Annotated in this window: 11 protein-coding genes, 1 tRNA gene and 1 riboswitch; of the genes, 4 read left to right on the top strand and 8 right to left on the bottom strand. The window is 69.3% G+C overall.

The genetic code is table 11. The annotated features are described in order from the left end of the window. Positions 1–99 precede the first annotated feature (99 nt). A riboswitch (cyclic di-AMP (ydaO/yuaA leader) is annotated at positions 100–234 on the top strand. 12 nt (positions 235–246) lie between these two features. After that, positions 247–1,287, top strand: coding sequence for an NlpC/P60 family protein (locus tag ABZ809_RS01515; protein WP_357560357.1), 1,041 nt, complete (start codon positions 247–249; stop codon positions 1,285–1,287). 71 nt (positions 1,288–1,358) lie between these two features. Here ABZ809_RS01515 and dcd read toward each other — a convergent pair whose 3' ends face one another. Then, a complete protein-coding gene (gene dcd, locus ABZ809_RS01510) occupies positions 1,359–1,937 on the bottom strand; it encodes a dCTP deaminase (RefSeq protein ID WP_357560356.1) in 579 nt (192 codons plus the stop codon). A gap of 78 nt (positions 1,938–2,015) precedes the next feature. Between dcd and ABZ809_RS01505 the strand changes: the two genes are divergently transcribed. Next, entirely contained in the window at positions 2,016–2,564 is a 549-nt protein-coding gene (locus ABZ809_RS01505) for a pyridoxamine 5'-phosphate oxidase family protein (protein WP_357560355.1), read from the top strand. Positions 2,565–2,670: 106 nt separating this feature from the next. Here ABZ809_RS01505 and ABZ809_RS01500 read toward each other — a convergent pair whose 3' ends face one another. After that, complete coding sequence (locus ABZ809_RS01500; protein ID WP_357560354.1) at positions 2,671–3,660, bottom strand: zinc metalloprotease; 990 nt, start codon at positions 3,658–3,660, stop codon at positions 2,671–2,673. A 289-nt stretch (positions 3,661–3,949) separates the two neighbouring features. Here ABZ809_RS01500 and ABZ809_RS01495 point away from each other — a divergent pair. Further along, a tRNA-Gly gene (locus tag ABZ809_RS01495) sits at positions 3,950–4,023 on the top strand. 175 nt (positions 4,024–4,198) lie between these two features. On the opposite strand, the gene ABZ809_RS01490 is transcribed toward ABZ809_RS01495, so the two are convergent. From ABZ809_RS01490 to ABZ809_RS01465, 6 genes are all read right to left on the bottom strand, one after another. Continuing rightward, on the bottom strand, positions 4,199–5,197 hold the full coding sequence (locus ABZ809_RS01490) for a hypothetical protein (protein WP_357560353.1): 999 nt from the start codon (positions 5,195–5,197) through the stop codon (positions 4,199–4,201). Further along, complete coding sequence (locus tag ABZ809_RS01485) at positions 5,194–5,715, bottom strand: SigE family RNA polymerase sigma factor (RefSeq protein WP_357560352.1); 522 nt, start codon at positions 5,713–5,715, stop codon at positions 5,194–5,196. The genes ABZ809_RS01490 and ABZ809_RS01485 overlap by 4 nt, the downstream gene beginning before the upstream one ends. A gap of 504 nt (positions 5,716–6,219) precedes the next feature. After that, positions 6,220–7,377 carry an MFS transporter gene (locus ABZ809_RS01480; RefSeq protein WP_357560351.1) on the bottom strand — a complete coding sequence of 386 codons (1,158 nt, stop codon included), beginning with the start codon at positions 7,375–7,377 and terminating at the stop codon, positions 6,220–6,222. Positions 7,378–7,430: 53 nt separating this feature from the next. After that, on the bottom strand, positions 7,431–8,243 hold the full coding sequence (locus ABZ809_RS01475) for an alpha/beta hydrolase (protein WP_357560350.1): 813 nt from the start codon (positions 8,241–8,243) through the stop codon (positions 7,431–7,433). A 599-nt stretch (positions 8,244–8,842) separates the two neighbouring features. Next, complete coding sequence (locus ABZ809_RS01470) at positions 8,843–9,142, bottom strand: hypothetical protein (protein WP_357560349.1); 300 nt, start codon at positions 9,140–9,142, stop codon at positions 8,843–8,845. A 469-nt stretch (positions 9,143–9,611) separates the two neighbouring features. Next, entirely contained in the window at positions 9,612–11,120 is a 1,509-nt protein-coding gene (locus ABZ809_RS01465; RefSeq protein ID WP_357560348.1) for an MFS transporter, read from the bottom strand. Between the two features lie 103 nt (positions 11,121–11,223). Here ABZ809_RS01465 and ABZ809_RS01460 point away from each other — a divergent pair, with 103 nt between their 5' ends. Continuing rightward, positions 11,224–12,150 carry a helix-turn-helix transcriptional regulator gene (locus ABZ809_RS01460; RefSeq protein ID WP_357560347.1) on the top strand — a complete coding sequence of 309 codons (927 nt, stop codon included), beginning with the start codon at positions 11,224–11,226 and terminating at the stop codon, positions 12,148–12,150. The last annotated feature ends 27 nt before the right edge of the window (positions 12,151–12,177 follow it).

Genomic DNA, 12,177 nt, shown 5'->3' with positions numbered 1-12,177 from the left:
ACGGAGTGTCAGGGCCCGGAGGGTTGCGGATCGATAACGGTCGTCTCTACTCTGGTCATTCGTCGGCCGGTGACAGTCCGTCCATCCGGGGCGGGCGACGGTCCGACACCGCCGAGTCGCTCCCGAGCGAGCCGGGGACCCAGGTTCCCGGGGTGAATCCGCAGCCACTGCGGTAGGGCGCCCCCTTCCCGCCCGAACCCGTCAGCTAACCCGGTAGGCGGTACGGAAGAAGGAGTACGAAGCCCGGTGGCACACCATGCCCCGCGGCCACCGTCGGCACGGTCGGTGCTCGCCGACCCGACGACGGCTGCGCCGCGCCCACGCTGGTACCGCTGCACCACCGCCCTCGCCGCCCTGGCCGCGTTCGCCGTCGTCCTGACCGGCGGCGCCACGGCGGCACACGCCGAACCGACGGTCGCCGAGATCGAGCGCCAGATCGACGAGGACTGGAACAAGCTCGAACCGATCATCGAACGACACAACGCCACCCGAGGAGACCTCGCCGCCAAGCGGAAGCAGGCCGACGCGCTCGCCGCCCAGATCAAGCCCCTGCAGGAGCGGGTCGACCAGGCGATGGCGAAGGTCAACGCGCTGGCCGTCCGCGCCTACAAGGGCGAGAACGTCTCCACCATCAACGCCCTGCTGGGCAGTCGCTCACCGAGCCAGGTGGTGGGGCAGCTCGAACTGCTCGACCGGTTCGCCCAGCACCAGCAGGAGGACGTGCGGCAGGTCGCCGAGCTGCGTGACCAACTGGCCGCGAAGAAGGCGCCGCTGGACGAGATGGTCGTCCAGCTCGCCCGGACCGAGGCCCAGCTCGCCGCGAAGAAGAAGCAGATCAACGCCGAGATCGACCGGTTGCAGAAGCTGCGGCTGCGGATCTACGGCAACGGCGGCGGCGGGCCCCTGCGCCCAGCCCCCTGCCCGGCCAGCTATCCCGGCGGCGCGGCCGGCGTGGCGGTGAAGTTCGCCTGCGCCCAGATCGGCAAGCCCTACGTCTGGGGCGCCGAGGGGCCCAACTCGTACGACTGCTCCGGGCTGATGCTCGCCGCCTGGGCGAAGGCCGGGGTCTCGCTGCCGCACAACGCCGCGCAGCAGCGCCGGGTCACCGCGACCGTCAGCCGGGGCGAGCTGCGCCCTGGCGACCTGGTCTTCTACTACAGCGACCTGCACCACGTCGGCATGTACGTCGGCGGGGGCTGGGTGGTGCACGCCTCCCGGGCCGGGGTGCCGATCAAGATGAAGAAGGTCGACGACGGCCCGATCCACAGCTACGGCCGCCCCGGCTGAGACGTAGGGAAGGGCACCTTCCTAACGGAATCGGTAGAGGAAGGTGCCCTTCCTGACACATGGCGGCAGGGTCAGCCGGTCGGCCAGGTGCGCCACTGCTGCCAGGAGCGGCTGGGAGTCGGGCCGCGCTGCCCCTGGTAACGCGAGCCGTAGACGGCCGAGCCGTACGGGTGCTGGGCCGGCGACGAGAGCCGGAAGATGCAGAGCTGGCCGATCTTCATGCCCGGCCAGAGGGTGATCGGCAGGTTGGCCACGTTGGACAGCTCCAGCGTGACGTGACCGGAGAAGCCCGGGTCGATGAAGCCCGCCGTGGAGTGGGTGAGCAGGCCCAGCCGGCCGAGGCTCGACTTCCCCTCCAACCGCCCGGCGAGCTGGTCGCCGAGCGAGATGACCTCCAGCGTCGAGGCGAGCACGAACTCGCCCGGATGCAGCACGTACGGCTCGCCCTCGGGCACCTCGACCATCGACGTCAGGTCGTCCTGCTGTTGCGCCGGGTCGATGTGGGTGTAGAGGTGGTTGTTGAAGACCCGGAAGAGCCTGTCCAGGCGTACGTCGATGCTGGAGGGTTGCACCAGCGCAGGCTCGAACGGCTCCAGCGTGAGCGTGCCCGCCTCGATCTCGGAGACCAGGTCGCGGTCGGAGAGCAGCATCGCAACACCTTAGCGAGCGATGTGCGTGACCTGCGTGTCGGAGTGCATCTTCGTACGTTTGTTCGATAGAATGCCGGCATGGCTTCCTGGTCCGAATTCGCCGCCGACGAGCCCCGCCTCGCCGACGGGATCCGCCTCCTCATGCAGCAGTACGGGCCGGGCTTCGGCTACCTGGCCACCGTCCGCGCCGACGGTGGGCCCCGGGTGCACCCGGTCTCCCCGGTGATCACCGACGAGGGGCTCTTCTGCTTCGTCGTCGACTCGCCCAAGCGGCGTGACCTGGAGCGCGACGGCCGCTACGCGCTGCACTCGTTCCCGCCGGAGGAGAGCGACGACGAGGCCTACGTCGCCGGTCACGCCCGGCCGGTGACCGATCCGGCCCGGGTCGCCCGGCTGGCCCGGGGCCACCGTGCCGCGCCGCAGGTCGACTGGCGGATCTTCGAGTTCACGGTCGACGTGGCGATGCTGGCCCGCCGCGAGCCCGGCGTCGCGGGTGGTGTGGGCGGCGTCCACGGCGGGCCGGCCGTCCAGGTGTGGCTCGATCCCCGGGCGACTGCAGCCGGCACCGCCGTGGTCCCCGAGACGTGGTCGGGGGGCGGCGGCCAGGCCGCCCGCCCGGCCGCCTGAGACGCGGCGTGGCGCTCCGGGTCGTCCCCCTCCGGGGCGCCACGCCGTGCAAGACATCGGTGCCGGCCCCGTCGAGCGGGGCCGGCACCGATGGCCGTACGCGAGATCAGGCCGCGCGGTACGCGTTCCAGGCGGTCAGCATGCGGCTGGCCTGCCCGGCGGTGAACTGGTACATGCAGGAGTCGTACGTGTAGTCCATGAAGTTGGTGATCGGGTCGGTACCCGGGGCGGTGCAGGTGTCCCGCCCGGTCGGGCACTCGTAGGCCGGCGACGCCTCGGCCGCCGTGTCGCTGACGCTGTCGCCCGAGCCGGAGCAGCCGCCCTGGAAGGTGTGGTAGAGGTTCAGCCAGTGGCCGACCTCGTGGGTGCCCGTGTCGCCCTGGTTGTAGTTGGTGGCGGTGCCGCCCGGCAGGGATTCGCTCAGCACGACGACGCCATCCATGCTGCTGAGCTTCCGGGTCGGGAAGGTCGCCCAGCCGAGCAGGCCGTCGCTCAGCTCACCCAGGTAGATGTTGAGGGTGTTCTTGCCGCCCTCGCGCAGCGACGACTTCATCGACCGCTCCGCCGAGGAGCCCTGCACGATCGGGAACCAGGCCGGGTTCGTCACCCGGTTGATCTTCTGCAGTTGGAAGCCGAACGCGGTGGACGCGCCACCGGTCGCCCCGCTGAAGGACTGGTTCAGCACGCTGATCTGCGAGTTGATCATCGAGTCCGGGATGTTGCCGCCGGCCCGGGTGCTGTTCTCCTGGATCACGTGCACCACCACCGGGATGGTGACGGTGGCCAGCGTGGTGGAGGCGGCACCGGCGCCGGTACGGAAGCGCGCCCGCTCGCGCAGGGCGGCGGCCAGGTCGGCCTCGCGCTCGTGGGTCTCCGCGAGGGTCAGCTCGTTCGGCTCGTGCTTGGCCTCGCCGCCGTGCTTGACGCGGGCGTCCGAGTGGACGTCGGCCGGCTCGACGCAGACCTCGCCCGGGGCGGCGGAGAAGGCCGAAGCGGCCGGGACGACGCCCACCGCGGCGGTGCTGAGCAGCAGCGCGAGGGTCGTCGACGCGACACCGGCCGTACGCCGGGTCAGCAGGTTGGGACGGAGTCCCATGGGCCCACCTCTTTCTGGCGACGCGACAGGGGGTATGTCACGCCATGGCTGAGAACGTTGGGCAGACGTTACAACCGATCGATGAGTTTGAGAACGCCTATATGTTGCGCTGGTGAAACTTTTTCGTCCGGCAAGTCCTGTCGCCGCTGTCCGGCCTCCCGGCCTACGCGATCTTGGAGCGAGCGGGCCCTCCCGGGGGCGTCCTCCTGCCAAGATCTCGTCGCCACGTCACGCCGAAGGGGGTGCCTCAGTGCACCGTCGCGACGACTCAGGTACAGTGGTGCCGCCTGCGGGTGTAGTTCAATGGCAGAACATCAGCTTCCCAAGCTGACAGTGCGGGTTCGATTCCCGTCACCCGCTCCAGCGCAAAGGCCCTGGCCAGGACGTCAGTCCCGGTCAGGGCCTTCGATGTTCCACGATCGGCAATCACGCGACGTGCCCGTAGCGTGCTATCAGCTCTGGCCCCTGACCGGCGGATCAATCTACCGGTCAGGGGCCGACCTCCGAGGTCTCACGCCGACGGGCGGGAAGAGTTCGGTCAATCCTTGGTGGCACGCTCGGCCGCAGCGCGGTCACTCGCCACGATGAGGTCGAGCAACTCCTTGCCCAGCCCGGCCGGGACCCGGACGCGACCACCACCGGTCGAGATCGCCTGCGGGCAGGTCGCGTCACCCAGCACCACCGTGACGTCGTTGAGGGCGATTCCGACCGCACCGGGCATCTGCAGGGTGCATTCCTCACCGGCGGGCACGGGATCGCGCAGCTCGGTGAGTCTTGTCCGGATCTGGGTCAGCGTCCTGGCGTCCATCGCGGTCACCATCGGGCCCGCGTCCTCGGTGACGGCGCTGGTGATGCGGTCGGGCAACGCCAGGCCGCCGGAGGGCGGAGCCGGCGGGCCGGCGGGCCAGGTGACGCGCTTGAGCAGCTGCTCGCGACCCTTCTCGTCGCCCGAGATGAAGACTCCCGTCGCCAAGGACTCCTCATTGAAGGCGCGGTACATCGATATGGGCTCGATTTCCTGCACGACTTGGAGTAATTGCTCGTCCTTGACCACCAGCCGGTCCGGGTTGACGTACAGGGGGAAGGCGTCCCGCACGAGAGCGATCCACGCTTGACCTTCTGACTTGCACTTGGATGGTGCAGCCACGGGTTGGCCAGGAACGCCACCTCTTAGGCGGCCCGGTCCGCGACGCTCGGCGAGGTAGACGGTGTGTGGCTCGGCGTTGCAGGTGTCGAAGGTCGTGACGTTGCTCGTTCGCCAGCCCTCCGGGACGGCCACGGACAGGCCATCCAGGCTCACCGTGGTCTCGGGCGATCCGGCGGCCTCGTGCCGGTCCGGGGGCGCCGTTGCGAAGGGCAGGGCCACGACGGCCGCGACCGCGGCGGCGACAGCGCTGGCGCCGGCAGTTCCCCAGGCGTGGCGGCGCTGCACGCTGCGACGCCCGAGGCTGACCAGCCGGGAGGTGGGATCGGTCTCGGCCGGCGTCACGGAGGCGGCTGCGCGTTCGAGTAGTTCGCTGACGTGGGTGGGATTCACGAAGTCTCCTTGGAAGATCCGACGAACAGGCCACTGGCGCGCAACGCCGCCAGGGCACGCGATGTGCGGCTCTTGACCGTTCCCACCGCAACGCCGAGGGTCTGCGCCACCTCGGCCTCGGAGGCGTCGGCCCAGAACCGCAATACGAGCACCACCCGCTGGTCAGCGGGCAGCCGGCGCAGACTGGCGAGCACTTGCACGCTGAGATCCGACTGGTCCGCGAAGCCACGACGGGACGCATCCGGCAGTTCCTCGGTCGGCACCTCGCCGCGCCAGCGCCGGCGCCTGGCCCGCATCGCGGTACGGACCATCACCTGCCGGACGTACGCCTCCGGTCGCCCGTCCGGCACGCTCAACCGATGCCACGACCGATAGGCCGCGATCAGGCCCTCCTGGGCGAGGTCCTCGCCCAGGCGGCCGTCACCGGTCAACAGCGCGCCGAAGCGAACGATCTCTCGGTCCCGGCTGGCGACGAAGTCCTCGTAGCCGGCGGGTTCCGCTCTGCGAAGCAAGCCCATACCTAACTAAGGGTCCTGGACCTGCGCGATGGTTCCCCTGTCTGGCCGCCGGTGACGGCAGCAATCCCGTCCAAGGCGGGGCAGCCGCACGTCAGGGCCCGGGTACCACCGTGGCACCCGCCATCGAGGCGAGCACTGTGCCCCCTCCTGAGCTGGTCGGGCCATTAGCGGGCCATCACGCCTGGCCGCTCCAGGTCACTCCAGGCCGCGCGAAGGGTTGCCGAGCTGGCAGCAGCGTCGGTTGTCAGCGGATCTTGTACGGTTCCCAAGCTGACAGTGCCGGTTCGATTCCCGTTACCCGCTCCAACATGAAAGCCCTGGTCAGGGCGCGCAGATCCCGACCAGGGCTTTCGGCGTTCACCGGACCCGCGATCATGTCTCGGGCCATGCACGGGCCACTACCGGCGCCGGTCCACTTCCTCCGGCCATCCCGTCGTCCGGGTCGTCGGGCTGCTTCCGGCCCGTTTGAAAGGAGGTTTCGCTGCGGCCCGTTCCGGTTGTCCGTCACGGCGAGGCGATCACGAGTGGGCCCCGACATCCCAGCGCCCACACGGTGAGCGCGAAGCAGCAGAGCACCGCGCCTGTGACCGTGACCGCTGTCCAGCCGCCCGCGGACCAGAGCGTGGTCGCGGCGGCGGAGCCGATAGCAGCGCCGATGAAGTTGCCGGTGGCTAACGCCGTGTTGAGCCGGCTGCGGGCCTCGTGGGACAGGGCGAACAGCCGCGCCCGGTTGAGGAGGGCCTGCGTCTGTAGGGCGACATCGATCATGATGATCGCGACGATGATAAGTGCGACGGAGCGGCCAGCGAACGCCGCGACGACGAAGGCGCCGAGGGCCAACACCCAGGCCGTGCCGGTGGCCGCGAGTGACCGACCGCGGTCGTGCAGACGACCGCCGTGCAGGCTGGAGAGGACACCAGCGAGGCCCGCCAACCCGAACAACCCGATCACCGCCACCGGGTACCGGAACGGTGGGCCGCTGAGCAGGAACGTCAGCGCCGTCCAGAACAGCGAGAACGTGGCGAACCCTGTGGCGGCCAGGACCAGCGTCCATCGGGCTGCCCGCTCCCGCATGACCACCGCGCCGACCGAGGCGATGAGCTGCGGATATGGCATGCGCGTCCGCGGTGGCAGCGGTGGAATCGCGCGGTAGAGGAGGACCGCGAGCAGGACGGCGACGACCGCGGCGAGGGCGAAGATCGTACGCCACCCGGCGGTGCCGGCGACGAACCCGCTGATCGTGCGGGCGGCCAAGATGCCGGTGAGGGTTCCGGACCCGACAACGCCGACGACCCGACCGCGGTGGGCGTCGCCGGCCAGGTCCCCGGCGAGCGGTGTGAGGACCTGGCCGGAAATCGTCGTCACGCCGAGCACGCCCAGTGCGAGCAGGAGTACGCCGATCGACGGCGCCAGCGCGCACAGCAGCAGTGCGGCGGCCGAGGTCAGCAGCATCACCGGGACGAACCGGCGGCGGTCCAGGACGTCACCGAGCGGCACGAGCAGCAGCACGCCGACGGCGTACCCGACCTGCGTCGCGGTGAGGAGCCAGCCGGCCGTCGCGGTCGCGGCGCGCAGGTCGCCTGCGATGAAGCCGAGTAGCGGCTGCGCCCAGTACAGGTTGCCGATGGCCACTCCCGCCGCCAATGCGAACAGGAACGTCAACCGACGGCTCATCTCCGACGGCGGTGCCCTGCGGGGTGCTGCCACCCCGATTCTCAGCCGCTCGTTACCCACGTCAGCATCGCTTGCCAATGGGCCGGCGAGGGCGTGTGGGCTGCGTCCTCGCTGATGCGAATCTTGGCGTTGGGCATCCGTGCGGCGATCAGCGGTGCGTCGGGAACGGCTCGGCCGGGGTCGTGTCGACCGGCCCAGATGAGGACGCGGCAGGGGACGTCGCGCAGGCCGAACCCCCATGGGCGGATGTCGGCGGCGAGCCAGTCGCCAGCCAGCCCGGCCGCGCCTTGGCGGGCACCTTCGCGGTTGGACTCCTCGTAGGGCCGCATCCAGAGGTCCTGGCCCGCGGCAAGCAGTTGCCGGTGCTGTTTGAGCGGATCCTCGGCGTACCATGCGGCGGCGCGGGTTACGTAGCGGTGCCCGAACCCCGGAACGGTCCGCAAGGCCCACGCCTGAAACCGCTGCCAGCCACGCACTGTGCGTAGTTCCCGATAAGGGCCGGTGAAGCCTGCGGCGACCACCCCGGTCAGTCGATGCGGGAACCTGGCCCCACAGGCCACGGCGTACGGGGCGCCACCAGAGAATCCGATCAGGCCGAAGCGCTCGATCCGCAGAGACCTCATCAATGCACCGACGTCGTCAGCGACGCCGAGAAGCGTTGGCTGTCGGACGGGTGTGGACCGACCGTACCCGGGCCGGTCCACGGTGATCAGGCGGACGCCCGCCAACGCCGTGTCGTCCGGGCGGCTGATCCGAGAGCCTGGCGTGCCGTGCAGGAACACCACTGGCGGCCCAGCCGGATCGCCGTACTCCGCCCAGCCCAGGATTCGGCCGTCCGGCAGCGCAAAATCCATATCGCCTCTCCGCTAGACACCCGACGCAACAACCAATACAGCGCATAGGCACAGTCGTCGTATGGCGCATTGTGGCAATGCCGAAGCGCACTCACATGCCGCGATCAGCGTGCTGAGGTGTCGCATATCAGTCGGCAGCCGCCGGGGCGCCGCTCCATCGCAGGCAGGAACCAGCCTCAGAGAGGCCGTGACGGAAGCCAGCGGCTCGGCCTGGTCGCGTGGTCGGGGCTTTCGGCTGCCGAGCCAGTCCAAACCCGGGACTGGGGCTGCCACCGTGTCACCGGATCGCGGCAGCAGTTCCACCGCCAGGACGTGCCCGGCCCTCGCCTACCGCTGCCGGCAATGCACAGGGGTGCCTGCCATTCCGCCCGGAAGCTTCACGACGGGACAGCACGCGCCAGGAGAAGGCGGTCCACTGACCCCCCCCCGCTCAGGCCGTCCCCAGGCCGTCCCAGGCCGTCAAACGCTTCCCAGCGATGACCAAGGCCAACCAACGGCACCAGATAAAAGACCAGCTCCAGCCTTGATCGTGGCTCTGAGTTGGTGGGCGACGCACGAGTCGACCTGTACGCCGGATTGTGGAGGGGCCTTCGTCGCCCTCACTCTTGCGGAGGCTCGCCGGGTCGTCCGTGACCACACTCCAGGACATTCCCGGACCGGCCGTCGACAACCTGTGCGTTGTACGGGTCCCCGGCGTTGACCCAGACGATCACGTGGTCGGGCATGGTGCTCACGGAGAACTCGGGATCGACGGCATCGCCGACCACTACGAAGGTCTCCTCCGGCCGCATCCAGAAGTCTTCGCCGAGCGGCTCTATGAACAGGCAGACCACCCGGTCGCCGACATTCTTGACCGGCAGCCGCCGTCTGCCGTCCGTACCCGGTGAAGGTTCTTCCACGAGCGGCCACGCTAGCGGTCGGTGGTGCCGGGCCATCCAAGGGCCACAAGCCGATGCAACTCCAGGCCAACCGAGGCCACCTGGGGCCGCGCCAGGCAGGGGAAACGCCGGGCGGCGGTCCGATCCTGTGCGGTTCCCAAGCTGACAGTGCGGGTTCGATTCCCGTCACCCGCTCCAGCGTGAGGCCCCAGCTCAGGACAGGATTCCTGGCTGGGGCCTTGATCGTTGCTGCCGCTTCTTGCACTGGCCGTGCCCGTCACGTGCCCGATCCCGGCTCTGCTTGATCTGCGAGCTGAGCGCATCAGTGATGTGCTCGTCGTGCTCGCGGGCGGTGTGCTGACGGATCAGCGCGGCCGGTCGAAGCGTGGCCCATGCGGGCCATCAGGTCCGCGTGGCTGGCTCTGGTGCGTGAGGCAGCGCGGCCTGGTCCCGGCCGGACACCAGCCGAGGTGTCGCCGGTGTGCCGCGGTCATCGCGCCTGGACCGTCTCGCTGTGCTCGCCATCAGCCGGGATGTCGTCCCTGCGCGCACGGGGTAGCCAGCGGAGTGCTGCGAGGCCGAGTACGAGATGCAACAAGCTGGCTGCAACTGCGGCCACGTGCATGCCGGTGAGGAAGGCCGACTTGGCGTCGGTGATCAACGTGTCTGTCCGGCCGGCGAGCTGAAGCGTTTCGTCCAGGGTCGGCGCGAGATCGGGCCCTTGGAGCCGGAACAGCAGTGCTGCCAGGGAGCCGAGCAGTGCGATGCCCAGGGCGTTACCGATCTCGTTGCTGGTCTCGGCGATCGCGCCTGCTGAGCCTGCTCGCTCGGACGGGACCGCGCCGACGGCGGTGTCAGCGACGACTGCGAAGGAGATGCCGTAGCCGATGCCGGCGATCGTGGTGGAGGCGATGTACCAGCCGATCCCGCCAGTGATGGTGGTGGGCAGGAGCAGGAGCAGCCCGGTGGCGATGGAGAAGTGGCAGACCAGCAGCGCGGAGCGTTTCCCGACGCGATCGACCACCACAGGGGTGACGATGCAGGTCGCGATGAGTACGACGGCTCCCGGTAGCGCCAGCAAGGCAGCCTGCAGGACCGGAATGTCAAGGACGGACTGCAGGTAGATGCCAGCCAGGTAGGCGGCTGCTGACCACGCGGCCAGCGGTAGAAGCCCGGTGATCACCGCGATGGTGAAGACCCGATCCCGGAAGAGGGAGAAGTCGATGAGTGGTTGGTCCAGGTGTCGTTGACGGACGACGAACCATGCCAGCACGGCGACCCCCATGAGCCCGGCGAGCGCCGCCGACACGGAGAGGCCCTCGGCGGCAACGTGCTTGAGCCCGTAGGTCGCCAGCAGCAGACCGACCGCGGAGGTCGCGACACTGACCGGATCGACTCGTCCGGGGCGGGTGGTTCGTACCTCGCTGAGCAACATGGGTGCGAAGCACAGGAACAGCGCGATCACGGGAAGGTTGATCAAGAACACCGATCCCCACCAGAAGCGTTCCAGCAGTACGCCACCGATGACCGGTCCGATCGCGAATCCCGCGGCGAATGCCGCAGCGAAGATGCCGATGGCCTGGGCCCGACGCTTCGGGTCAGTGAACAGCTCACTGAGCACCGCCAAGGCGGACGGTAGCAAGGTGGCGCCGGCGATCCCCATCACGGCACGGGCGGCGATGAGTAGCTCCGGTGTGGGCGCGAACGCGGCGGCGGCCGAACCGATGCCGAAGAAGATCGCGCCGATCATGAGCAGCCTGAGCCGCCCGTAGCGGTCGCCGATGTTTCCGAATGCGACAAGCAGGGAGCCGACCGAGAAGCCGTAGACGTCCAGGATCCACAGCGCCTGGTCGGCGCTGGGATTGAGGGCCTGACTGACTCGTGGCATCGCGAGGAACAAGATGGACCCGTCCATCGAGACCAGGAGCACCGGGCCGAGGACGACCAGCAGACCGAGCCAGGCTCGGACGTCGGTCGTGCGTGAAATGTGTTGCGCCATGCCGGCAACGCTCCAGCGCAGAGCCGGGAGCAGCCAGCCACCTGGTGTGGGTACACCCAGCAGGTACACCCAGCCACGCGCGACGGCACCTAGTCTCGATGTCGTGGAAAGCCTCGGAGCATTCTTGAAGAGCCGCCGCGACCGTGTCACCCCGGACGAGATCGGGCTACGAACCTACGGGAGCGCCCGCCGGGTTCCGGGGCTGCGCCGCGAGGAACTCGCCCACCTGGCAGGGGTCAGCGCCGGCTACTACACACGGCTGGAGCAGGGCCAGGCCGAGACGGCCTCCGAACAGGTTCTCGACGCCCTCGCACGAGTTCTGGAACTGGACGACGTGGAGGTCGTGCACCTGCACAATCTCGCCCGCCAGCCCTCCCGGTCCGGCCTCGCCGAACCACCAGTCGAGCAGCCCCACCGGCGCGTCCTCGCGCTGCTCGAATCACTGGCCGAGGCGACGCCAGCGATCGTGCTGGGCCGGCGCGGCGACGTCCTCGCCTGGAACCGCACCGGACACGCGCTGCTCGCCGAGCACGTGGACTTCGAGTCGCCCCGTGATCCGGGCTGTCGTCCCTCGGTCCCGCGGATGTTCTTCCTCGACCCTCTCACCAGGGATCTGTACCGAAATTGGGACGAGCTCGCCCGGGTCCACGTCGCTTACTTGCGTCTCACCGCCGGACGGTTTCCGACCGACGCGCGCCTGGCGAACCTCATCGGTGAACTCACCATGCGCAGCGACCAGTTCGCCTCCATGTGGGCAACCGGTGAAGTCGCCGACTGCACCACCGGTGACATGCATCTCCAACACCCCACGGTCGGCGCGGCGAGCGTCGCCTACCAGGTCTGGCTTCAGCCCGACAGCCCCGATCACCGCCTCGAGATCTACACCCCGAACGATGCCTCCTCGGCAGACGCACTACGGGTTCTCACCCAACGCGCACCCGGAGAAACCGACCCGAGCGTCAGGGCATCCGAGGGGCCTGCGGCCGGTCGCGATCGATCCGTCGACAACTGCCTGCCCCGCGACAACTAGCCGGCGGAGCCTGACGTACCCGTGACA

Source organism: Micromonospora sp. NPDC047074 (genome assembly GCF_040643815.1).
Taxonomy (GTDB): Bacteria; Actinomycetota; Actinomycetes; order Mycobacteriales; family Micromonosporaceae; genus Micromonospora.
The sequence above is the reverse complement of the archived record's forward strand: the minus strand, read 5'-3'. Positions and strand labels throughout refer to the sequence as shown.